The 21,665-nt window shown below is 67.4% G+C and carries 23 protein-coding genes and 1 pseudogene; 13 read left to right on the top strand and 11 right to left on the bottom strand.

The window, feature by feature from the left end; translation table 11 throughout:
* Positions 1–186 precede the first annotated feature (186 nt).
* Entirely contained in the window at positions 187–582 is a 396-nt protein-coding gene (locus V9L20_RS00870; RefSeq protein WP_337295132.1) for a hypothetical protein, read from the top strand.
* A gap of 21 nt (positions 583–603) precedes the next feature.
* Here the strand turns inward: V9L20_RS00870 and V9L20_RS00865 are convergent, their stop codons facing one another.
* On the bottom strand, positions 604–1,584 hold the full coding sequence (locus V9L20_RS00865) for a tripartite tricarboxylate transporter substrate-binding protein (RefSeq protein ID WP_337295131.1): 981 nt from the start codon (positions 1,582–1,584) through the stop codon (positions 604–606).
* Positions 1,585–1,803: 219 nt separating this feature from the next.
* On the opposite strand from V9L20_RS00865, the gene V9L20_RS00860 reads away from it, so the two are divergent.
* Complete coding sequence (locus V9L20_RS00860) at positions 1,804–2,352, top strand: MarR family winged helix-turn-helix transcriptional regulator (RefSeq protein WP_337295130.1); 549 nt, start codon at positions 1,804–1,806, stop codon at positions 2,350–2,352.
* A gap of 47 nt (positions 2,353–2,399) precedes the next feature.
* Here the strand turns inward: V9L20_RS00860 and V9L20_RS00855 are convergent, their stop codons facing one another.
* Entirely contained in the window at positions 2,400–3,095 is a 696-nt protein-coding gene (locus tag V9L20_RS00855; protein WP_258505536.1) for a GntR family transcriptional regulator, read from the bottom strand.
* A 112-nt stretch (positions 3,096–3,207) separates the two neighbouring features.
* Between V9L20_RS00855 and araD the strand changes: the two genes are divergently transcribed.
* The 5 genes from araD (at position 3,208) to V9L20_RS00830 (ending at position 7,594) form a co-directional block, all read left to right on the top strand.
* The gene (gene araD, locus V9L20_RS00850; protein WP_337295129.1) at positions 3,208–4,935 is read left to right on the top strand and encodes an L-arabinonate dehydratase; all 1,728 of its coding nucleotides are present in this window, start codon (positions 3,208–3,210) and stop codon (positions 4,933–4,935) included.
* Positions 4,936–4,978: 43 nt separating this feature from the next.
* Positions 4,979–5,689 (top strand): ribonuclease activity regulator RraA, encoded by a 711-nt coding sequence (locus V9L20_RS00845; RefSeq protein ID WP_337295128.1) that lies wholly within the window; start codon positions 4,979–4,981, stop codon positions 5,687–5,689.
* A 42-nt stretch (positions 5,690–5,731) separates the two neighbouring features.
* Positions 5,732–6,715, top strand: a complete 984-nt coding sequence (locus V9L20_RS00840) for a Bug family tripartite tricarboxylate transporter substrate binding protein (protein WP_337295127.1) — start codon at positions 5,732–5,734, stop codon at positions 6,713–6,715.
* 118 nt (positions 6,716–6,833) lie between these two features.
* Positions 6,834–7,058, top strand: coding sequence for a YgaP family membrane protein (locus tag V9L20_RS00835; RefSeq protein WP_337295126.1), 225 nt, complete (start codon positions 6,834–6,836; stop codon positions 7,056–7,058).
* Positions 7,055–7,594, top strand: a complete 540-nt coding sequence (locus tag V9L20_RS00830; RefSeq protein ID WP_337295125.1) for an RNA polymerase sigma factor — start codon at positions 7,055–7,057, stop codon at positions 7,592–7,594. The genes V9L20_RS00835 and V9L20_RS00830 overlap by 4 nt, the downstream gene beginning before the upstream one ends.
* A gap of 36 nt (positions 7,595–7,630) precedes the next feature.
* On the opposite strand, the gene hpaI is transcribed toward V9L20_RS00830, so the two are convergent.
* From hpaI to V9L20_RS00810, 4 genes and pseudogenes are all read right to left on the bottom strand, one after another.
* Complete coding sequence (gene hpaI, locus V9L20_RS00825; RefSeq protein WP_337295124.1) at positions 7,631–8,434, bottom strand: 4-hydroxy-2-oxoheptanedioate aldolase; 804 nt, start codon at positions 8,432–8,434, stop codon at positions 7,631–7,633.
* A gap of 36 nt (positions 8,435–8,470) precedes the next feature.
* A complete protein-coding gene (locus V9L20_RS00820) occupies positions 8,471–9,943 on the bottom strand; it encodes an NAD-dependent succinate-semialdehyde dehydrogenase (RefSeq protein WP_337295123.1) in 1,473 nt (490 codons plus the stop codon).
* Positions 9,944–9,958: 15 nt separating this feature from the next.
* Positions 9,959–11,482 carry a UxaA family hydrolase gene (locus tag V9L20_RS00815; protein ID WP_337295122.1) on the bottom strand — a complete coding sequence of 508 codons (1,524 nt, stop codon included), beginning with the start codon at positions 11,480–11,482 and terminating at the stop codon, positions 9,959–9,961.
* Positions 11,482–12,476: pseudogene (locus V9L20_RS00810) on the bottom strand (tripartite tricarboxylate transporter substrate binding protein). The gene V9L20_RS00815 and the pseudogene V9L20_RS00810 overlap by 1 nt, the downstream one beginning before the upstream one ends.
* A gap of 137 nt (positions 12,477–12,613) precedes the next feature.
* On the opposite strand from V9L20_RS00810, the gene V9L20_RS00805 reads away from it, so the two are divergent.
* The 3 genes from V9L20_RS00805 to V9L20_RS00795 all read left to right on the top strand — a co-directional run bounded on the left by V9L20_RS00805 (position 12,614) and on the right by V9L20_RS00795 (position 15,002).
* On the top strand, positions 12,614–13,555 hold the full coding sequence (locus V9L20_RS00805) for a LysR substrate-binding domain-containing protein (RefSeq protein WP_337295121.1): 942 nt from the start codon (positions 12,614–12,616) through the stop codon (positions 13,553–13,555).
* Between the two features lie 61 nt (positions 13,556–13,616).
* Positions 13,617–14,339 (top strand): Crp/Fnr family transcriptional regulator, encoded by a 723-nt coding sequence (locus V9L20_RS00800; RefSeq protein ID WP_337295120.1) that lies wholly within the window; start codon positions 13,617–13,619, stop codon positions 14,337–14,339.
* Between the two features lie 84 nt (positions 14,340–14,423).
* Positions 14,424–15,002: a helix-turn-helix transcriptional regulator gene (locus V9L20_RS00795; RefSeq protein WP_258505547.1), complete on the top strand. Its 579-nt coding sequence runs from the start codon at positions 14,424–14,426 to the stop codon at positions 15,000–15,002.
* 30 nt (positions 15,003–15,032) lie between these two features.
* Here the strand turns inward: V9L20_RS00795 and V9L20_RS00790 are convergent, their stop codons facing one another.
* Positions 15,033–15,266: a hypothetical protein gene (locus V9L20_RS00790; protein WP_258505548.1), complete on the bottom strand. Its 234-nt coding sequence runs from the start codon at positions 15,264–15,266 to the stop codon at positions 15,033–15,035.
* A gap of 250 nt (positions 15,267–15,516) precedes the next feature.
* Here V9L20_RS00790 and V9L20_RS00785 point away from each other — a divergent pair, with 250 nt between their 5' ends.
* From V9L20_RS00785 to V9L20_RS00775, 3 genes are read left to right on the top strand one after another with little or no spacing between them, the layout of a single operon-like run.
* The gene (locus V9L20_RS00785; protein ID WP_337295119.1) at positions 15,517–16,008 is read left to right on the top strand and encodes a hypothetical protein; all 492 of its coding nucleotides are present in this window, start codon (positions 15,517–15,519) and stop codon (positions 16,006–16,008) included.
* Between the two features lie 35 nt (positions 16,009–16,043).
* Complete coding sequence (locus tag V9L20_RS00780; RefSeq protein WP_337295118.1) at positions 16,044–17,387, top strand: SDR family oxidoreductase; 1,344 nt, start codon at positions 16,044–16,046, stop codon at positions 17,385–17,387.
* Between the two features lie 10 nt (positions 17,388–17,397).
* Positions 17,398–17,880 carry a DUF2269 family protein gene (locus V9L20_RS00775; RefSeq protein WP_337295117.1) on the top strand — a complete coding sequence of 161 codons (483 nt, stop codon included), beginning with the start codon at positions 17,398–17,400 and terminating at the stop codon, positions 17,878–17,880.
* Here the strand turns inward: V9L20_RS00775 and V9L20_RS00770 are convergent, their stop codons facing one another.
* The 4 genes from V9L20_RS00770 to V9L20_RS00755 form a co-directional block, all read right to left on the bottom strand.
* Complete coding sequence (locus V9L20_RS00770; protein ID WP_258505552.1) at positions 17,881–18,141, bottom strand: hypothetical protein; 261 nt, start codon at positions 18,139–18,141, stop codon at positions 17,881–17,883.
* 16 nt (positions 18,142–18,157) lie between these two features.
* On the bottom strand, positions 18,158–19,024 hold the full coding sequence (locus V9L20_RS00765; protein ID WP_337295116.1) for a ZIP family metal transporter: 867 nt from the start codon (positions 19,022–19,024) through the stop codon (positions 18,158–18,160).
* A gap of 276 nt (positions 19,025–19,300) precedes the next feature.
* A complete protein-coding gene (locus V9L20_RS00760; RefSeq protein WP_337295115.1) occupies positions 19,301–21,061 on the bottom strand; it encodes a hypothetical protein in 1,761 nt (586 codons plus the stop codon).
* The gene (locus V9L20_RS00755) at positions 21,061–21,594 is read right to left on the bottom strand and encodes a protein-tyrosine phosphatase family protein (protein WP_337295114.1); all 534 of its coding nucleotides are present in this window, start codon (positions 21,592–21,594) and stop codon (positions 21,061–21,063) included. The genes V9L20_RS00760 and V9L20_RS00755 overlap by 1 nt, the downstream gene beginning before the upstream one ends.
* Positions 21,595–21,665 lie beyond the last annotated feature (71 nt).

The raw sequence follows: 21,665 nt of genomic DNA, 5'->3' as shown, positions 1-21,665 counted from the left end.
AGCGCCGCGCGGCAGGAAACCCCGGGGATTCGGCACATTTCGGCAATCTCGCCCGGAACCTGTTCGGCCGGCCGTGCTTTCCGAAGAAGACCTGCCCGATGATCCGGCCGCACGTGCATGCGGCGCGGAAACGTGTTGCATCTCTTCGAACAACGCGGGCGCGGAGCCCGCCCACAGGGATGGCCTATGCCGAAACAATCAACACACCACATCGCGCGGAAAAGCGGGCGGCTGGCAAGTCGCCTGGCCGTATTGGGCGCCTCCGCGGTGCTGGCGGGCTGCGCAGTGGGCGTCGGCTTCGGCATTCCGCTTGCGCCGGGGGTGTCGCTCAGCGTCGGCGTCGGGCCCGGCGGACCCAGCCTGGGCCTGAGCACCGGCTGGGGGCCGCTCGGCGCGGGCATCAGCGTGAATCCTCGCGGCCAACTGGTCGGCAGTGCGGGCGTGGGTATGGGCGCGGGACCGGTGGGCGTCGGGGTCGGCCGCAGCGTTGTGCTGCACGACCCGCAACCGCCGCTGGCCTACGCGTTGCCGGCGGCGCCCGCCTATGGCGGCGGCCAGCCCGGCGATCCCGTTGCGCCCTGAGGTTTACACGCCCGTTGCGGCTCAGGGCTGGAAGCCGGACCGGCGCACCACCGGCTCCCATTGCTGCCGAAACGCCTTGAGCATTTGCACGGTCTCGGCCTGCGTGCTGACGATGGGCGTGATGTAGGCGGCATTGGCGGCCTTCTGCAAGGCCGGGTCTTGCATCACGTCGCGGATGGCGGCGGCCAGCAACTGCACCTTGGCGGGCGGCATCGTGGCGGGCGCGAAGAAGGTGTTCCAGCCGTCGGCATCGATCTTCATGCCGGCCTCGCGGAAGGTGGGAATGGCCGGCGCGAAGCTCACGCGCTTCTTGCCCGACACGGCCAGGATGCGGATCTTGCCGGCCAGGTGCTGGGCATAGAGCGAGTCGAGCGTGTCTATGGCAATCGGCAGGCTGCCGCCGCTCAGGTCGGCCGACAACGGCGCCGATCCGCCGTAGCCCTTGATCTGCGGCTGCACGCTGAGTGCATCGCCCACCATCAGGCCGAAGAAGTGGGGCAGGCTGCCGGTCGCCGGCACGCCGAAGACGGCCTCTTCCGGGTGCGCCCAGAGCCGCCCCACCAGGAACATCGCGCGGTCGAGCTGCAGCTTGTTGCCCACGGCCAGCGCAAAGTCGTAGCTGCTGACCTGTGACACGGGCACAAAGTCCTTGTCGGGGTCGTAGCCGGCGTCCTTGAACACGAGCGGCGCTACCACCATCACCGCGGGGTTGCCTAACATCAGTACGTTCTGCCCGGCCAGTGCGCGCTTGACCTCCTTGGCCGCCAGCCGGCCGCCTTCGCCCGGGCGGTTTTCCACCGTGGCTGTCACGCCGAGCTTGGGCCCCAGCCGCTCGGCCACCAGGCGGGCGACACGGTCGGTGCTGCCGCCGGCGGTGTAGCCCACCACCAGCGCGAGCGGACCGTCGAGAGCGGGTGCCTGGGCATGGGCGAGGGGGGTGGCACAGGCGCCGAGTGCGAGGCACCATGCCGTGAGCTTTCGGCGGGAAAGAAAAACAGACATGGGTCCTCCTGCTGCGTTATTGGCGAACGGGTGCGCGCAGGTTTTCACGGCGACAATCGCCGGCCCGCTTCGTTTCAACCCGTGTAATTTGTTACTGGGTTATACGCAGGCAACAATCAGTTGATCTAATCCATCAATTGCCAACTGAGGCGTGCGAGTCACACTGCGCCGTCGCCTCATCACACCCGTTAGAACCTTTCCATGCACGGCACGCAAGGTATGCAAGCTTTTCCCGATGCAGGCGCCTTGCGCGCGCCCAGTTCCCTGGACGACCTGCTGCTGTATCGGCTCTCGCGCGCGGTGCGCACCAGCAGCGGCATGGCCACGCGCCTGGTGGAAGGCGGCTTCGGCATCACGCGACGCGAATGGGGAATGATCGCCACGCTCGCGCAGCAGGGCGAAATGCGGTCTTCGGCACTGGCCGCGCACCTGCACCTGGACCGCGTGCGCACCTCGCGCGGCCTGCGAGGCCTGGTCGAAAAGAAGCTGGTGGCGCGCCGGCAGGACGCCGACGACCGGCGCGAAGTGCATGTGCGGCTGAGCGCCTCGGGCCGGGAGCTTTACGAAAAGGTGTTTCCGCGCATCGCGGGGCTCAATACCGATCTGCTCGAGGGCATCGAGCCCGCTCACTTGGATATCTTCCTGCAGTGCCTGCGGCACCTCGAAGAGCGCGCGAACACGCTGAGCGCACAAGGCGCGGTGGTGGAGAAGGCCAACCGGCGCTCGGGCGGCACGCGGCACCGCTGGCCGGAATCCGGCACGGCTTAGCGGCCCCGGCCCGGCGCGCCTTTGCAGGCGAACCGCGGAGTTCGGCTTCAGCTCTCCGGCACGATAAAGCTGGGATGCCGCGCGCAGATTTCCGGCAGCGAGCTCAGCGTGCCTGAGAGGTGCTCGCGCAGCGCCTTCTGCGCGCCGGCACTGTCGCCTTGCGCAATGGCGCGCACGATGGCGCGGTGGTCGCGAAGAATTGCCTCGGTCTTGCCCGCGGTGGGCAGGTGCAGGCGCCGCAGCCGGTCGACGTGGCCTGAAACGCGGCTCACCATGTCCCACAGGCTCGGCACACCGGCGGCCTCGTACATCAGGTGATGAAACTTGCGGTCGGCGCCGACGAAGTCGCTGTATTGCCGTTCCGCCGCCAACGTTGCCTGCAGCGCGATCTGCGTTTTCAGCTGCGCGACAAGCTCGGGCGTGGCCTGTTCGGCCAGCTGATGCACGATCTCGAGTTCTATCGAGCGGCGCAGAAAGTGCGCCTGCCGGGCCGCGTCGATGTCGATGCGGCTCACCAGCGTTGCGTGCTGCGGAAACACATCCACCAGCCCTTCCTCGGCCAGCCGCAGCAAGGCCTCGCGCACGGGTGTCTGGCTCACGCCGAACCTGTCGGCCAGCTCTTGCCGAACCAGCACCGTGCCGGGCACGAGTTCAAGCGAAAGAATGGCATCACGCAGCTTCTCGAGCACCTGTGGTGCTGCGAGACGCGTGCGGTCGAGTCGGATCCGGGTGAGGGCGGTCATTCGCTGGAATTTTCGCTTTGCTGAACTGATATATTAGTGTTTTAATGTAGTTGATTCCACAACGGCCACTGGTTCAGCCATCCGGTTCAGTTCCTCCGCTTCAGTCCCTCCGATGCAACGCTCCTACGACACCCTGCGCAGCGCCCGCTGGTTCGCACCCGACGACTTTCGCTCCTTCGGCCACCGCTCCCGTGTGCTGCAGATGGGCTACGCGCCCACCGACTGGGTCGGCAAACCGATCATCGCCATCGTCAACACGTGGAGCGATGCCAACCAGTGCCACTCGCACTTCAAGCAGCGTGTGGACGACGTCAAGCGCGGCATCTTCCAGGCGGGCGGCTTTCCGCTGGAGCTGCCTGCCATTTCGCTGTCGGAGAGCATGGTCAAGCCGACCACCATGCTCTACCGCAACTTCCTGGCGATGGAAACCGAAGAGCTGCTGCGCAGCCATCCCATCGACGGCGCCGTGCTGATGGGGGGCTGCGACAAGACCACGCCGGGCCTCACCATGGGCGCGCTCAGCATGGGCCTGCCGTTCATCTACCTGCCGGCCGGCCCGATGCTGCGCGGCAACTGGCGGGGGCAGGTGCTGGGCTCGGGTTCGGACGCCTTCAAGTATTGGGACCAGCGCCGCGCAGGCCAGCTGAGCGACCAGGCCTGGCAAGAGATGGAAGCCGGCATTGCGCGTAGCCATGGCACCTGCATGACCATGGGCACCGCGGCCACCATGATGGGCATTGCCGAGGCCGTCGGCTTTTCGCTGCCGGGTGCCTCGAGCATTCCGGCCGCCGATGCCAACCATGTGCGCATGAGCGCCGAATGCGGCCGCCGCATCGTCGAGATGGTGTGGGAAGACCTGACGCCCGCCAAGATGCTCACGCGCGCCAACTTCGAGAACGGCATTGCCTGCGCCATGGCCATGGGCTGCAGCACCAACGCCATCGTCCACCTGATTGCCATGTCGCGCCGCGCCGGCCACCCGGTCACGCTGGACGACTTCGATGCCGCAAGCCGCCGTGTGCCGGTCGTCGCCAACATCCGGCCGAGCGGCGACACCTATTTGATGGAAGATTTCTTCTACGCGGGTGGCCTGCCCGCAATGCTGGAGCGCATTCGCGGCCATCTGAACACCGAGGCGCGCACGGTCAACGGCCGCACCATCGGCCAGAACATCAAGGGTGCCGAGGTGTTCAACGATGACGTGATCCGGCCGCTCGACAACCCCATTTATGCCGAAGGCGCACTCGCCGTGCTGCGCGGCAACATCGCCCCCGATGGCGTCGTCATCAAGCCGAGCGCGTGCGCGCCGCATCTTCTGCAGCACACCGGCCGCGCGTTGGTGTTCGACGACTACCCGGCGCTCAAGAAGGCGGTGGACGATCCCGAGCTGGACGTGACCGGCGACGACATCCTGGTGCTGCGCAATGCCGGCCCGCGCGGTGCCGGCATGCCCGAATGGGGCATGCTGCCGATTCCGACCAAGCTGCTGAAGCAGGGAGTGAAAGACATGCTGCGCCTGTCGGACGCGCGCATGAGCGGCACCAGCTACGGCGGCTGCCTGCTGCATTGCTCGCCGGAGGCGGCCGTCGGCGGACCGCTGGCGCTGGTCAAGACGGGCGACCGCATCTCCGTCGACGTGCCCGCGCGGCGCATCCACCTGGAAGTGAGCAACGAGGAGCTGGCCCGCCGCAAGGCCGCATGGACACCGCCGCCGCCGCGCTACGAGCGCGGCTACGGATGGATGTTCGGCCGCCACATCCTGCAGGCCAACGAGGGCTGCGACTTCGACTTTCTCGAGACCGCGTTTGGCAACCCGGTGCCCGAGCCGGACATTTTCTGACGACCTTTTTCGACCCAACGCCCAAGCAAACGGAGACCCCGACGTGAATCCCCAAACCCGCGCGAAGCTGATGCAGGTCAGCACCGCCACCCTGTGCACGGCCCTGTTCAAGCGCGGCATGCGCAACCAGTTCATCCAGAACGTGCATCCGCTCAACCCTTCGCTGCCCAACATGGTGGGCGAGGCCTTCACGCTGCGCTACATGCCCGCGCGCGAAGACCTGAACCCGATCACCGTGTTCAACGACCGCAGCCATCCGCAGCGCCAGGCCGTCGAGCAATGCCCCGAAGGCGCAGTGCTGCTGATGGACAGCCGCAAGGACGCGCGCGCCGCATCGGCCGGCGGCATTCTGGTGAGCCGGCTCATGAAGCGCGGCGTGGCCGGCGTGGTCACCGACGGCGGCTTTCGCGACAGCCCCGACATCGCGAAGCTGGGCTTCCCCGCATACCACCAGCGCCCGACCGCGCCGACCAATCTCACGCTGCACCAGGCCATCGACATCAACGTGCCCATCGGCTGCGGCGACGTGGCCGTGTGGCCCGGCGACGTGGTGGTGGGCGATGCCGAAGGCGTCATCGTGATTCCGGCGGACATTGCTGACGAAGTTGCGGCCGAGGCCACCGAGATGACCGTCTTCGAAGACTTCGTGCAAGAGAAGGTGCTCGAAGGGCGCTCGATCCTCGGCCTCTATCCGCCGACCGAGGAGCAAAGCCGCACCGAGTTCGCCGCGTGGCGGCAGGTCCGCGGCCGCTGACCGTCAACCTTCATTCGTCAGACAACAAAGAGAGACAAGACCATGCCCTTCATTCATCGCGCCGCGCGGCTGCTGCTCGCTGCATCCGCACTGGCACCCACCCTCGCGCTCGCGCAGGCCGAATGGCCCGCCGCCAAGACCATCACCTACGTCGTGCCGTTCACGGCCGGCGGCTCGACCGACATCGTGGGCCGCATCCTCGCCAACAAGCTGCAGGAGAGCCTGCACCAGTCGGTGGTGGTCGACAACAAGCCGGGGCAGGCCGGCGGCATCGGCGCCGCCTACGTGGCCAAGGCCGCGCCGGACGGCTATACGCTCTTCGGCGGCACCATCAGCACGCACGCCATCAACGCCAGCCTCTACAAGAAGCTGCCCTACGACCCGATGAAGGACTTCGAGCCGGTGTCGCTGGTTGGCCGGCTGCCCAACGTGCTGATCGTCAACAGCCAGCTCGGCGTGAACTCGGTGGCCGAGCTGATCGCGCTGCTCAAGAAAGACGAATCGAAGCGCACCTTCGCTTCGTCGGGCGCGGGAACATCGACGCACCTGGCCGGCGAGATGTTCGCGGACATGATCGGCGTGAAGCTCACGCACGTGCCGTACAAGGGCACGCCGCCCGCGATGACCGACGTGGCATCGGGCCTGGTGCCCTTCATGTTCGACCAGGTGACCGCCGCGCTGCCGCTCGTGAAGAGCGGCAAGCTCAAGCTGCTGGCGGTGACCACCGGCAAGCGCATTGCGCTGGTGCCCGAGCTGCCGACCATGATCGAATCGGGCGTGGCGGGTTTCGAGATGTCGTCGTGGCAAGCCGTGTACGCGCCCAAGGGCACGCCCAAGCCCATCATCCAGCGCCTCAACGCCGAGATCGTGAAGGCGCTCAAGCAGCCCGACGTGCAGGCCAAGCTCTCGGGCCAGCTGGCCATGGACATCGCCGCCAGCACGCCCGAAGAACTGCGCGACCACATGGCCCGCGAGATTCCGCGCTGGGCCGAGCTGGTGAAGAAGTCGGGCGCCACGGCCGACTGAAACCGCGGCGCCGTGGAACCGGCCTGGGGCTTTGCGGCCCAGGCCGGAATTTCTTTTAAAGTTCCTGAATCCTTCTGGCCGTGATGCGCCCTCTATGCAAGGGTCAACATCAACCGGAGTGTTCAACGTGTTCCATCTCAAACGCAATCTCCCCGCCTGGGAGCGAATCATTCGCCTGTGCCTGGGGGTCTTCGCCGCCGCGGGCGCGTTCTACTTTCTGCCGGCCGGAACGCTTCGCCTCCTGGGGTTTGCCACGGCCGGGGTGCTTGCGTCCACCGCCATCGTCGGCTTCTGCCCAGCCTGCGCGATGCTCGGCCGAAGAGCGACGGGCCCGGCGAAATGATCCGTGCGTCCGCGCCGCTGATCGAGGCCGCATGCGCGGGCGACGAGCGGGCGCTGTCCCAGTTGCTCTCCGTCTGCCAGCCCGATCTGAAGCGATTCGCGCGCCGGACATGCGCAAACAGCGAAGACGCCGAAGATGCCGTGCAGGTGGCGCTGTGGCAGCTGCACAAGAAGATCGGCACGCTCGGCACGGTGGCTGCCTTTGCCACCTGGCTGTTCCGCATCGTCGAGCGTGAGTGCTACCGCATATTCAGGCGCAGCTCTTCAGGCGGCGCTCTTTCGGAGCCCCCCGCTGCAGAAGCCGCAGCGCCGCAAATTCCCACCGACCTGCGGCTCGACCTGACGAAGGCCATTGCCGCGCTTCCCGAGGCCTACCGCGTTGCGCTGGTCTTGCGCGATGTCGAAGAGCTGACCGCCCCCGAAGTCGCGGCACGCCTGGGCGTGAGCGTCGAGGCGGTGAAGAGCCGGCTGCATCGCGCCCGCGCCATGGTGCGGGAAAGCCTCATGAATGGCGGTTACTGGAACCAGGATGGCTGATCCGATGCGCTGCCGCGCTGGAGGACGTGTGGGACTTCAGTAGGCCGCGCGAGACGCTGGCTCGGCGGCTGGTGGCGCGCCGGTGAAGTCGGCCGCCAGCTTTCGTGCGGCGCCGGCATACAGCAGCAAGTCGACACCCACCGCAACGAAGGTGCAGCCGAGCTCGAGGTAGCGGCGCGCCAGCTTCGGGTCTGACGTCAGCGTGCCCGCCGCCTTGCCGGACGCCACGATGGTGCGCATGGCGGCTTCGATCGCGGCCTGTACTTCGGGGTGTCCGGGCCGCCCCCGATGCCCCATCGACGCCGCCAGATCGGCGGGGCCGATGAAGACACCGTCGATGCCGTCCACGCCGCAGATCTCTCCCAGGTTGGAGAGCGCCGTCACGGTTTCCGCCTGCACCAGCAGGCAGACCTCCTCGTCGGCGATGTCCAGGTAGTCGGTGCGCCCACTCCACTGCGATGCGCGCCCCACCGCGCTGCCGACGCCGCGGATACCCAGCGGTGGATAGCGCGTGGCCGATACCAAGGCGCGCGCCTGTTCCGCCGTGTCGACCATCGGCACCAGCAGGTTCTTCGCGCCGATGTCGAGCAGCTGCTTGATGAGCGCCGTGTCGCCCTGGACCGCACGCACCACCGGCTGGGCGGGGTGCGGCGCCACGGCCTGCAGAGCGGCAAGGGTCGAGCGCAGGTCGTTGGGCGCGTGTTCGCCGTCGATCAGCAGCCAGTCGAACCCGGCGGTGGCGCTCACCTCTGCCATGTACGGGTCGGCCATCGAAAGCCAGAGGCCGGTTTGCGGCCGGCGCTCGGCCAATGCGGTCTTGAAGGGGTTGTGTGCGGGCATGGGGTCTTTTCAGTGGGAGTGTTGCGCGACGTGAGCTCAGTCCAGCTGGCCCTGGCATACGTACTTAGTGTGCATGTAGTCGTCCAGCCCATGCACGGAGCCTTCGCGCCCGTAGCCGGAATCCTTCACGCCGCCGAAGGGCGCCGCCTCCGCGGCCAATGCGCCTTCGTTGATGCCGACGATGCCGGCCTCCAGCGCGTCGGCCACCCGCCAGATGCGCCGCACGTCGCGCGAATAGAAGTACGCTGCCAATCCGAAAGGCGTGTCGTTGGCCTGGGCCACCACATCGGCTTCGTCGGTGAAGCGCGTCAGGGGAACGACCGGGCCAAAGGTTTCTTCGCAGGCGCAGGCCATCGTTGCGTCGGCGTTCACCAGCACGGTGGGCGCAAAGTAGTTCGGTCCCAATGCCGGCAGCCGCGTGCCGCCGGTGAGCAGGCGCGCACCGCGGGCGAGGGCGTCCTGCACGTGCCGCTCGATCTTCTCGATGGCGCGCGCATTGATCATCGGGCCGATCTGCGAGCCCGGGTCGCTGGCCGGACCCACCCGCAAGGCCGAGACACGTGCCGCCAGCAATTCGGCGAAGCTGTCATGCACGGCCTCATGCACGAATACGCGGTTCGGGCAGACGCAAGTCTGGCCGCCATTGCGGAACTTGGCCGTCATGAGGCCATCGACCGCGGCGCCGATATCGGCATCTTCGAACACGATGAACGGCGCATTGCCGCCCAGTTCAAGAGACAGCTTCTTCAGCGTGTCGGCCGAGCGGCGCGCCAGGTGCTTGCCGACGGGCGTCGATCCGGTGAAGGTGATCTTGCGCACCCGCGCATCGTCCAGCCACACGTCGACGACCTCGGGTGTGCGCTCGCGCGAGGCCGTCACGATGTTGAGCACGCCCGCGGGCACGCCGGCCTTCGCGGCAAGTGCTACCAGCGCGAGCGAGGTGAGCGGTGTGTCTTCCGCCGGCTTGCACACCACGGTGCAGCCCGCGGCCAGGGCCGGCGCAATCTTGCGCGCGATCATCGCGGCCGGAAAATTCCACGGCGTGATGGCTGCGACCACGCCCACCGGCTCTTTCATGGCGAACATGCGCCGGCCGGGCACAGGGGCGGGAATCACGTCGCCGTTGGCGCGCGTGGCCTCTTCGGCAAACCACTCGATGTAGCTCGCCGCATAGGCAACCTCGCCGATGCCTTCGGCCAGCGGCTTGCCTTGTTCGCGCGAGATCAGGCGGCCCAGGTCGTCCTGATGCGCAAGCACCAGGTCGTTCCAGTGCTTGAGGATTTGCGCGCGCTGCTTGGCCGGTGTGCGGCGCCACGCGGGGAAGGCCGCATGCGCGGCATCGACCGCGGCGCGCGCGGCGTTGGCGCCGGAATCGGGCACGCGCGCAATCAGATTGCCGGTGGCGGGGTCGGTCACGTCGAGCGTGCGGCCGGCAGCGGCGTCGCACCATTCGCCCGCGATGAAGTTGGCCGTGCGGTGCAGTTGGGGGCGGGAGAGGGTAAGTGGCATTTGAAGAATAGAAGTTCAGCTCACGATGCCCAGGTGCCACGGCACGAACTCATGGTCGCCCAGGCCCAGCGCTTCGCTGCGTGTGCGTTCGCCGGAGGCATGGCGCAATATCTGCTCGAAGATCTGCTGCCCCAACTCGGGCACAGAGAGCTCGCCGTCAATCACCACGCCGCAGTTGATGTCCATGTCCTCTTCCAGGCGCTTGAACATCGGCGTGTTGCTGGCCAGCTTGATGGTCGGTGCCGGCTTGCTGCCGAACATCGAGCCGCGCCCGGTGGTGAAGCAGATCAGCTGCGCGCCGCTGGCAATCTGTCCGGTCACGGCCACCGGGTCGTAGCCTGGCGAATCCATGAAGACGAAGCCGGTCTTGTCGATGGGCTCCGCATATTCGTACACCGCCTGAAGCGGCGTGGTCCCGCCCTTCATGGCCGAGCCGAGGGACTTTTCGAAGATGTTGGCCAGCCCGCCGGCCTGGTTGCCGTGCCCGACCACGCCGTTGAACTGCGCGTTCTGGCCGGAGGCATAGCGCTCCCACCAGGCCAGCCGGTCGAGCAGCTTCTGGCCGACCTCGGGCGTTGCGGCGCGCCGCGTGAGCATGAATTCGACGCCGTGGATCTCGGGCGTTTCAGAGAGGATGGCAGTGCCGCCGTGGCGCACCAGCACGTCCATGGCCGCGCCCAACGCCGGGTTGGCCGTGATGCCCGAGAAGCCGTCAGACCCGCCGCACTCCAGCCCGATCTTCAAGTGGTTGGCGCCCACGCGGGTGCGCTGCGCCGCGTTCGCCTCCGGCAGCATTTCCTCGATGGCGCGAATGCCGGCTTCGATGGTCTGCCGGGTGCCGCCCACTTCCTGCATCACCATCGTGCGCATGAGCCGGCCCTGCTGGAGCCCCTGCGAGTCGACCAGCGCATCGACCTGGTTGCGTTCGCAGCCCAGGCCCACGATCAGCACGCCGGCCAGGTTGGGGTGGCGCGCGTAGCCGGCCAGGGTGCGGCGCAGCACGTCGAAATGCTCGCTCGGCGAAGACATGCCGCAGCCGCTGGTCTGCGCAAAGGCGGCCACGCCGTCCACGTTGGGAAACGCCGCCAGCCGCTCGGGCGTGAAATGCGCCGCAATGCGCTTGATGACCGTGGCCGAGCAATTGACCGACGACAGAATGCCGATGAAGTTGCGCGTGCCCACGCGGCCGTCGGCGCGCACAAAGCCCATGAAGGTGGCGCGCTCGGCCTCGGGCACATAGTCCACCGGCCGCACGTCCTGGCAAAAGCCAGGGTCGCGGTACGAATCGACCAGCGTGAGGTTGTGGCTGTGCACGTAGTCACCCGCCTCGAGGTCGCGCGATGCCACGCCGATGACGGTGTCGTACTTCTTCACCTGCTCGCCGGCCGCAATGCCGCGCGACGCGATCTTGTGCCCCGCGGGAATCTGCGCCCGCGCCCGCACGCCGAACTCGGCAATCGTCTCGCCCAGGGCGATCGGTGTCTTGGCAACCAGTACGTTGTCGTTCGGGTGCAGGCGGAGCAGGGGGCTGTCGTTCATCAACCCTTCTCCATCAGTTCCTTGAGTTGAGCCTGCGGATCAGGTCGGTCTCCTGGCGATAGACGGCTTCGACGTATTTCTTGTAGTCGGGTCCGTCCTGGTACATCACCGGCGCGTCGATGCTGTCGGCCACCTTCTTGAACTCTTCGCTGTTGACGGCCACGCGGAACGCGTCGCGCAGCTTCTTTTCCACTGCGGGCGGCAGTCCGCGCGGCGCGCCGATGCCGTTGGGCGCCTCCACCACCACGTCGAAACCCAGCTCCTTGAGCGTGGGCGTGTCCTTGAAGCGCGGCGTGCGTGCCTCGCCCCAGGTGGCAAGCAGGCGCAGTTTGCCGCTTTCCACATGCGGGGCCCAGGAGCTGCTGTCCGCCAGCATGTCGACTTGCTCGCCCAGGACATCCTGCAGCGCCGCGGAGCCGCCCTTGTAGGCGATCGCGTTGAACTTGACACCCGCCACCTGCGCGAACTGCTCCATGCCCACGTGGGTGGCGCCGCCTACGCCGGCGTGGGCATAGCTGATCACGCCCGGCTTGGCCTTGGCTTGCGCCAGCATGTCCCGCAGCGACTTGAACGGCGAACTCGCGGGCACCGCAATGCCGAAGGTCTGGCCCGAGGTGCGGGCGAGGTAGCTCAGGTCTTTCAGCGGGTCGACCTGCACGGTGCCGATCTGCGCAAAGCGCGTGACCGAGATGGGAATCTGCCCGATGGTGTAGCCATCAGGCTTGGCGGAGGCCAGGGCCTTGGTGCCGATCATTCCCGAAGCGCCGGCGCGGTTTTCCAGCGCAATGGGCTGGCCGAGTTCTCGCGCCGCAATCTGGCAGATGGCGCGCATCGAGCGGTCGGCCGTACCGCCGGCCGGCCAGGGGCAGATGAAGGTGATGGGGCGCTCGGGATAGTCGGCTGCGAATGCGCGGGCGGGCACCGCGGCCAGTGCGGCGGCACCAAGGCCGCCCAGCATCAATTGACGTCGCCGTGGGGAGCGATTGAAGGTCATGTGTGTCTCCGACGATTTGTAGTTCGATGAAAGCAGAGCGCATTCTTCAGTAGACAATCATTGCAATCCAATGAAATAGCGGACTCTCTTCATGGCCTGGAGGTTATGAAGGAGAGAAAGCCCCGCGAGCACCCACGATGAGCCAGATCGACCGCGTCCTGCGTTCCAACCTCAAGCTGCGCCACCTGCAAATGCTGGTGGCGCTAGATCAGTTCCGCCACCTCGGGCGTGCAGCCGAGTTCCTTTCGGTCACGCAGCCGGCGGTATCCAAGTCGCTGGTCGAAATCGAGCGGATGTTCGGCCTGGCGCTGTTCGAGCGCTCCACGCGTGGTACCGAGCCCACGCCGTATGGCGAGAGCGTGGTGCGCTTTGCACGCTCGGTGCTGGCCGACTACGACCGCACGCGCGACGAGATAGCGGCCGTGGCCAGCGGTGCCGCGGGCCGCACCAGCGTGGGCGCCATGGTGGTGGCCATGCCGGTTCTGGTGGCTCGCGCGGTCGAAATGCTCAAGACCCATTCTTCCCAAACCACCGTGCTCGTGGAGGAGGGCGACCTCACGCGGCTGCTGCCCAAGCTGCGCCTGGGCGAGCTCGACCTGTTCGTGGGGCGCCTGGAGCCCGGCTATGCAGCACCCGACCTCGAAACCGAGGCGCTGCTGGCGGAGCCGATGACCGCGGTGGTACGGCCCGGGCACCCGCTGGCCGCCAAGCGTCGGCTGACCTGGGCCGATCTGGCGAAGGAGCGCTGCGTGATGCCCCCACCCTGGGCGTCGCTGCGCGTCAAGCTCGACCAGATGTTCTTTCGCGACGGCGTGCATCCGCCGGCCGACATCATCGAGTCCGCTTCTTTCCTGGCGCAGATCAGCTTCCTGCAGAAACGCGACGCCGTGGCATTCATGGCCCGCTCGGTGGCGCGGCATTTCCAGCAGCAGGGCATGCTGCAGGTGCTGTCGCTCAAGGTGCCCATCGAGCTGCCGCCGGTCGGCCTCATCACCATGCGCGCCCGCAGGCGCACGCCCAGCACGCAGCAGCTCATCGAATGCCTGCGGCGCGCGGCCAAGGCAAGGCCGGAGCGGTAGGCGCCCGGCATCCCCAATTTATGGGTACCGCGCGGGTGGTGCTCTCGGGCACCATCCGGGCATGTATCTGCACACGCTGGTCGCCGGTCTGCCGCAGGCGGAGCGCGCGGCATTGGTCCAGGCCACCGAACTTCGCTCCTACCGGCGCAATGAAACCGTTCTTGCCGCCGACGAGTGGACCGACTGCATCTATTGCGTGGCGGGCGGGCTGCTGCGCGTGGTGGCGCATGGCAGCAGCAGCGACGATGTCACCACCGAATTCATACGGCAGGACGATTTCTTCTTCGGTTCTTCTTTCAGCGAAGACCGCTACCAGGTCGCGCAGTCGCTGGTCGCGGCGCTTCCTTCGTCGGTGTACCTGATTCCGGTTTCCGAAATGCGCAGGCTGTGCGCGTTGCATCCAGAAATTTCGCTGAAGCTGCTCGAGCTTGCCATGAAGCGCCTGAGCGCAATGCGCGGCCAGCTCCGGCGGATTTCATCGTTGCCCTCCGAAGACCTGGTGGGCCGCGTGCTGCATCAGCTGAGCCAGCTGGCGCCTTCCACCACCGGCGGCTACGACAAGCGCATCACGCAGGCGGTGATCGCCTCGTATGCGGGGCTTTCGCGCGAGGTGGTCAACAAGGCCATGCGCAACATGGAAGACCGCGGGCTCGTTCGCCGCGACGAGCACGGGTTGCACGTGTCTTCGGACTTTGCCGCCACAGACTTCGAACCGCTGCCTGACGAGCACAGCGGCAGCGGGAATCCGGCCGCTGCATCGGGCCCTGAATCCCCCACCGATTGAAGCCTGGAGCCCATCCGCAGCGGATACGTTGCCGGTTTCCCTCTGCCAGATGTGAACAGAGACACAGCGGCACTACAAAAGCGCGTGCGCGCAAGTGGCGTTTTCCATAGCATCGGGTTTCATCAACGCGCGCGGAGCTTGCAACGTGAAGGTCTTCAGATCCATGTTCCCGAACCCGGCTTGCACGAGCCGCTCGAGCCGACGGTTTTCGGCGGCCCGCCGATGAGCGCCGCCACGGCAGCGGCGGGGGTTGTGCGGCATCTCTTCGCGCAGGCAAACGCAACAGACCTGGCCTTTCTGATGCACTCGATCGAACTCGGCGACTCCCTGTCGGCGTCGCAGATCGCACGCCGCATCCTCGACGGCATTGCCGCGCAACCTGGGGCCAAGCTGACCACTGCCGACGCGCAGCGCGCAGACAAATTGCTGCGCGCGGAGGGCATCGCGCCGAAGGGGCTGCTGACGCCCCGGGAGCTGAACGTGCTGCGGCTGATCGCGCAGGGCAAGACCAACCGGCAGATTGCCGAGGAAAGCCAGCGTTCGGCCCACACCATCGGCGCCCAGCTCAAGAGCATCTATTACAAGCTGGCCGTGAAGACGCGCACGCAAGCGGTCTGCGAGGCCACCCAGAAGGGCCTTCTCAGCTGGAATGCGTCTTCCTGACGCAGGCCGCGGCGGGCAACCGCTGCGCGCCTATTTCGATGGAGCAGTTGGGGCCGCTGGTGCTGCGGGCGCAGCAGTCGACGGCGCCGTCGTCTGCGGCGCGCTCTGCGTCGGGGTGTCCGGCTTCACCGGACCTTCTTCCCGCGTCTGCGTCAGCAGGTTGTAGAGCAGCGCCAGCAGGAACACGACGATAGCCGCGCCCACACCCCACCGAAAAACCCGCTTGTTGTCGCGCTCGTCACTTCTTGCTTGTTGAGCCTTCATCTCGATCACCTTTCAGTGCAGTGAGCCAACGCTGCATCGCCTCGCGGGCCAAGGGTGTCGGACAGCGGCGCGCACCCCTGTCGCGAAACGCCCGAAGCGCCCCCAAGCGCCTGGAAGCGCTTGGACGCACGTGCCGCCGCAGCAATGCGGCGCCGACCTACGTGTTCATGCTCCGTGCCGCACTCGCGCAAAGCACGCAGGCGTCAAAGATTCGGGCATGCAAAGCTGTGAAAGTGAAAAATCTTCCGCCATGGACGCGCCGCCCGCGAGCCGCGCGGCGTCGGCCCTCAAGACCGGCCTGATCGCGGGCGCGTTCGCCAGCGTGGCATCGAGCGTGGCGCTGGCGATCTGCGGGCGCTTCGAGACTGGCAGTTCCACGGCGACCACCAACGCCACCAGCCACTGGGTATGGGACCGCGAGGCCCTGTTCCGCAGGTCGCCGTCATTGCGGCATACGGTGCTCGGCTATGCCATTCACCATGGCTCGGCCACCTTCTGGGCGGTTCTCTATGCATGGCTTCACGCCAACCGGCGCCCCGCCCGGTCGGTGCCGGCCGCGCTGGGAGGCGCCGGCATTGCCGCGGCCACCGCATGCGCGGTCGACTACCTGGCCACACCCCGGCGGCTGACTCCCGGGTTCGAGCATCACCTTTCCAAAGGCGCCATGGCCGCGGTGTACGCCAGTTTTGCCGTCGGCCTGGCGCTCGGCTGCGCGGTGGCCAACCGCGAGCGCACGCGGTGAGGCCCGGCTGGCCGCGGCATGGGGAAAGGCGAGCAGTGAGGGTAGTGATCGTTGGCGCATCCGGCTTTCTGGGGCGCGCATTTTCTGAAGCCTTCGCGCACCGCGGGGCCGACCTGCTGTGCACCGCGCGCGATGCGGACAAGGCACGCACGGAGGCCCGCTGGCCGCAAACCCATGCGCAATGGATTTCGGCAGACCTGGCCGAGGTTCCGCCCGCTTCCTTCTGGACGGAACACCTGCGCCCCGGAGACGTGGTCATCAACGCGGCCGGCATGCTGCGCGAGCGCCGCGCAGGCGAGTTCGATGCCATTCACCACCTGGGGCCGGTGCAGCTCTTCGACGCCTGCGCCGCGGTGGGCGTCGCGCTGGTGATCCAGATCTCCGCACTGGGCGCCACGCCCGCCGGGGCCAGCGGCTATTACCGCAGCAAGGGAGCCGCAGACAGGCACCTGCGGCGCTGCCGGGTGGCGTCGGCCGTCGTGCAGCCTTCGCTGGTGTGGGGCGACGAGGGCGCGAGCGCGAACCTGTTCGCCTCGCTTGCCGTCATGCCGATGCTGCTGCTGCCCGGCGGCGGTGGCCAATGGCTGCAACCCGTCCACCTGCATGACGTGGTCGCCGGCGTGCTGGCGCTGGCCGAGGCGCGGCCCGTGGGCAGCCGCACGATCGCCTTCGTGGGCCCCGAGCCGGTGAGTTTGCGCACCTACCTGGCCGATCTGCGCCGGCAGCTCGGCTATGCGCACCAGGCGTGGGTGCTGCCGCTGCCCGAGTGCCTGTTCAGGTGGGGCGCGATGCTGGCGGGCCGGTGGAAGGGCGGCTTTCTGGACGCAGAAACCGCGGGCATGCTGCTGCAAGGCAATGCCGCGCCCGCGGCCGACCTGGAAGGCTGGCTCGGGCGGGCGCCGCGCTCGCACCGGGCCTTCATTCCGGCCCACGGCGTGCCGGCGCTGCGCCGCGCCGCATGGCTGCAATGGATGCTGCCGCTGCTGCGCTGGTCCGTTGCGCTGGTGTGGATCTGGACCTTTATCGTCTCCATCGGGCTCTACCCGCGCGACCAGAGCCTTGCGCTGCTGGCCCGCGTCGGCGCGAGCGGCCTGTGGGCCGAGCTGCTGCTCGACGGCGCCGCGGTGTTCGACCTGGCACTGGGCATCGGCACGCTCGCGCTGCCCGCCGCATGGCGCAGCCGCGTGCTGTGGCCGCTGCAGCTTGCCTTGATTGCCTTCTACACCGCGGCCATCACATGGGCCATGCCGGAGTTCTGGCTGCATCCCTTCGGCCCGCTCTCCAAGAACCTGCCGATGTGCGCGGCCATCGGCCTGCTGTGGGCCATGGAGCCGCCCTCGCGCCGCCGCATGCATGCCGCAGCACCCAAGCCGCCTTGAAAGCCGCACCATGGAATACCTTGTCTTGAAGTACGTGCACGTGATCTCGTCGACCCTGCTGTTCGGTACCGGCATCGGGTCGGCCTTCTACCTGCTGGCCACCACCCTGTCCGGCGACGTGCGGGCGATAGCGGTCGTCTCGCGCATGGTGGTGCGTGCCGACTGGCTCTTTACCGCGACCACGGCCGTGCTGCAGCCGGTCACGGGCCTGTGGCTGGTGCACCGCATGGGCATGCCGCTTTTCACGCCATGGGTTGCCGCTTCCCTGGTCTGCTATGCATTGGCCATCGCGTGCTGGCTGCCGGTCGTCTGGCTGCAGATGCGGTTGCGCGACCTGGCGGCGCAGGCGGCCGAAGGCAATACGCCGCTGCCGCCGCGCTACTGGCTGCTCTTCAAGTGGTGGGTGGCACTGGGCGTGCCGGCGTTCTTTCTCTTTCTTGCGCTGTTCTGGCTCATGATCGCCAAACCCGCGCTCGCGTTCGGCGGAGCCTGATCAGGCCATGGCCTTCGCGCGTTCTATGATGCCGCGCACCGTGAACGAAAGGGTGCAAAGGTAGCGGGCGTCGGCCGAGAGCGAGCGGCTCATCGCAAGAGCCAGCTCCTCGAAGTCCCTGTCGGCCGGCCCCTGGCCCGGATCGCCGTTCCACCTGGCAAGCGACTCGGTGATCCGGCTTTGCGCCTGCAGGTAGTCGGCGCGCAGAAGCACGCTGCGCGCAAGGAGCACGTCCAGGTTCAAAAGGTCGAGTGCAGTCATATGGCGTGCCCTTTCTTTACCCCAGCGCGGTGTCCAGCACCATCATCAGCACGAAGCCGACCATCAGGCCTCCCGTTGCAAAGGCCTCGTGGCCCTGGCGGTGCGACTCCGGAATGATCTCGTGGCTGATGACGAACAGCATGGCACCCGCCGCCAGTGCCAGGCCCCAGGGCAGCAGGCTGGCGGTCAGCGTGACCACCGTGGCGCCCAGCACCGCCATGGCCGGCTCCACCAGGCCCGAAGCCACGCCAAGGCCTACCGACATGAAACGCCCGTAGCCCACGCCGCGCAGCGCAAGCGCCACCACCATGCCTTCGGGCACGTCCTGGATCGAGATGCCCGTGGCCAGTGCGGTGGCTGCCACCGGGTCGGAGCCCGCGAAAGCGACGCCGATCCCCAGGCCCTCGGGCAGGTTGTGCAGCGCAATGGCCAGCACGAAAAGCCACACTCGCTTCAGTTTCATCGCCTTGGGCCCCTCGAGGCCCTTCACGAAATGCTCATGGGGAACCATGCGGTCGATGGCCAGCAGCAGCGCCGCGCCGAGCAGCACGCCCCCGCCCACAATGCCTCCGGCGGCCCACGCGCCGGCGCCCTGGGCTCGCGCGGCCTCCAGGCCCGGGATCACGAGCGAGAACGAAGTGGCGGCGAGCATCACGCCGGCCCCAAAGCCCAGCATGGTGTCGCAGCTGCGCTGCGAGAACTGCTGCGACAGTGCCACGGGCAGCGTGCCGAGCGCCGTAGCCAGCGCCGCCAGGCTCCCGCCCAGAAGTGCCCCGCGCACGCGCGCATCGCCGCGCCAGATCGCCTCGGCCGCCTCGAAGGCCAAGAGGCCCAGGCCCAGTACAACGATGCAGAAACCAAGCACTCGACGCACGGGTCGCATCCTGGGGCCTCGGGCAAACAGCAGATCAAGAGTGGTCATCTTCGAACAAGCGATACGCCCGCAAAAAAGGCGGCGACCACCATGGCCGCCGCCAAACTCGCACCCACGGGAAAAATGGTTGTCGAGCCGGTGTGTTCACCCGGTTGCAGATTCGGGGCGGGCTCGGGTGCCTCGCGTAGGAACGTTTCTCGTGTGGGTGGCAGCGCGGACTACATACGGGGCCTCCCAGGCTGATGCCCTGAGCACTTATGTTCGCAAGCGCTCTGGAGTAGCTTCTCAGCTGCCTGCGAGTTGGTCGCGCAGCGCCTGGGTGTAGCGCTCGCAGTGCGACTCGAGGCGCCTTTGCTCATCTTGGCTGCGAGCGTCCTGTGCCGCCAGGTGGTAGTGGCCCAACTGGAAGGCAAGGTAAGCCGGCGCGTAGAAGCTCAGCAGCTCCGCGTCGATCCGGCAGCCGCGCCGCAAGAGGCCGTCGACCAGCCGGTCCAGCTCTTCGGCGGTCAGCCCGAGCTCGGTACACGCACCGGCAACATCCCAAGCCGCGTCCTGGCAGCCGATCAGGTCGTGGCCCGCGTGGTGGTCCACCGCATCGGTCTTGAGGATGCGGTTGTCGTCCGCCAGCCATTCCCATGCGTGCATGCGGTTGTCCGTCTTCACCCGTTGCACACGGCCCTCCAGTCGCTCGGCCTGGACTTGGAATCGATCCCATGCGCTCGCCAGTCCATTGCCAAGCGCCTGGGTGCTGTTGTGCCGCCCCATTTCACACAGCGCCCGCAGCGACGCGCCGTTCTCTTCCGGTGCGGGAAAGCTGCGCACGCGAAATGCGATGTAGTCCGCAACGCGTTCGACCAGGCGCGCCCTGAGCTCCGTGCATTGCAACCGAGCGAGAGACAGCGGCGCCATCTCATCGTGCCATTGCTCCACCATGAAGCCATGGCACAGGCCCGCGACGGTGGGGGAGAAACCGGCCTCCGCCAATCGCATCGCACAGCCGAAACGCTGGCGCGCGGCGTGGCCCAGGCCGATGAACTTCACGAGCCAGGCGCCGTGATGGCTGTGCGCCAGGAACTTGCGCCGCTCCTGCCATGGATGAGCCGGAGGCACATCGCCTTGGCCATCGCCATGTGCGCGGCGCCATGCGCCTCCGGTGATCTCGGCAAGCGGCGCATGAAGCGGCCCGACCAGCGACTCGACCCAGCCCTGCAGCCGATGAGCGGGATGTTTGGCGCGCAAGATCAGTTCGTCGAACCCGACCACGTGCACCGAAGCCTGCGTCCACAGCGCGCGCGTTTCATCGTTGGCCTGCGCGCCCGGTCCGTTCGCGTGCCCGGGAAAGAGATGGATGCGGTCCGCCGGCACGCCTTCATCGCGCAGCCGCCGTATCACGCCCGCGATCGACGATCCCGAGAGCCCGGGCCCTTCATCGACGATGGCATGGTGCGCGGCGGGCTTTGCAAGCGGCGCGTCGCCCAGCGAAACATGGCGTTCGAAGGGATGCCCGACCGGCCTGAGCGTCAGCGGCGCAGGCGCATCGAGCGCCACCGCCGCCATCGCGGCCAGGCTGGTGCCGATGCTGCGGAGACCGATCACGCGCCACGGCCCGGGCCCCAACCGCTTGGCGGCGGCGAAGTGGCCTTCCGGATAGAGCGCGTAGAACGCGTAGCCCTCAGGCTGCTTCACTTCCAGGTCGGCGGAAGCAAGCAGGGTTTCGCACGCGGCGAGCCGGTCTTCCAGCGGACCTTGCCGCCACTCATGCGCAAAGGCTGTCTCCCACGACTGCGCGCACAGCCTGGCTACCGCCACGGTGAGCGCCATGGCGGCATCCGTCTGGGGCGACGGCGTGTCGCGCTTTCCGGCCGCGAGAAAGTGCGCATCCGCAACGCCCTGAACCAGTTCGCCGGCTTCGATGAGCGCATCGACAAGCAGGCAGTGCCTGCCAAGGCCCGCCGGCGAAGCCCGCGCATCGGCAAGCTGCCCGCGCAGCCGCGCCAGCTTTCGGGCGGCCGGCTCCCGCCGCGTCGCGTCGCCATAGACCAGCATCAGCGAATCCGCATGTGGCGGTATGCAATGGCCTGGAACGCATCGAAATCCGGAACCTCCCACGGCGCGCGGCTCAGCTCGCGATGGCGCGCCAGCCATTCGCTCCAGCACGCGAACTGCGCGGGGGAGGGCGACACCAGCGCCCTGCGGCTTTTCATCTGCTCGAGCGCATCGAGCGGTCGCTCGCCGCGAAACACCATCACGCACAGCGCGAGCGTGGCCGACCGGCCGATGCCGTGTTCGCAATGAATGAGCACGCGTTCGCCGCGGTCGAGCGCGGCGCTGGCAAAGGCCACGCCTTCATCGAGCTGTTCGGCATCGACGCCGCACATGTCCTCGGTCGGCAAGTGCAGCAGCGTCATGCCGTGCCGGTGCAGCACGGCCTCGTCGTCCTTGGCCTCTTTGCGCAGGTCGACCACCGCACGAATGCGATGCGCGGAGGCGAGCTCTTCGGCGCGCTCGGATGGAAAGCTGCCACCGACGGCAAGCTCCTGCGTGATCCAGCTGAAGTTGGGTGTCCAGGTCGTCGTCATCGTTCGTAGTCGTCGAAAAAAATTCATGGCAACCGGCATGCCCGCGGGGCGCCGCCTCTGTTTTCGATGCG

Source organism: Variovorax sp. CCNWLW225, assembly GCF_037204045.1.
Lineage (GTDB): Bacteria > Pseudomonadota > Gammaproteobacteria > Burkholderiales > Burkholderiaceae_C > Variovorax.
This window is presented reverse-complemented; position numbering and strand designations above follow the sequence as displayed.